Below are 553 nucleotides of genomic sequence, written 5' to 3'. Positions count from 1 at the left end.
CTCGGCGTCGATGCGGCGCTGCAACTCGGCCCGCCGGGAGCCCTCGCCCACGACCAGCACCAGCGGCGCGGGCTCCCGGTGCCGCCAGGCGCGGGCGGCGGTCAGCAGCACGTCGTGCCCCTGGTGGGGCTCCAGCCGTCCCGCGGTGAGCACCACGGGACGGTCGACGGCGCCGAGTTCGGCGCGCAGCTTCTCCCGCAGCCCCTCGACGGGCGTGTCCGGGACACCGCCGTCGGCGTCCTGCGCGTCGATCCGCGGGCCCGGGAACGCGGTCGGGGCCAGCCGGGCGTCCCGGGCACCTCGCCGCCGTGCGCGTTCGACCAGGTCGGAGCTGACCGCCAGCACCACTTTCGCGGCCCGGGCGACACGGCGTTCCAGGAGGTACGTCATGCGGGCCTGGAGGCCGTCGGAGTGGGCACGGGTGTGCCAGGTGACCACCAGGGGGATCCGGCGGCGGCGGACCCCCAGGGCCAGCGTCGCCAGCATCCCGGCCCTCAGCCCGTGGGCGTGCACCAGGTCGGCGTCGGCGCACACCGCGCGCAGCGCGGCGAGC

At 77.8% G+C, this 553-nt stretch carries 1 protein-coding gene; it reads right to left on the bottom strand.

Features of this window, described 5'->3' with window-relative positions:
• Positions 1-553: glycosyltransferase (locus ACYVE9_RS30420; RefSeq protein WP_461031070.1), on the bottom strand; the 553-nt coding region annotated here is incomplete at both ends.

It is taken from the genome of Streptomyces sparsus (assembly GCF_054776295.1).
The sequence above is the reverse complement of the archived record's forward strand: the minus strand, read 5'-3'. Positions and strand labels throughout refer to the sequence as shown.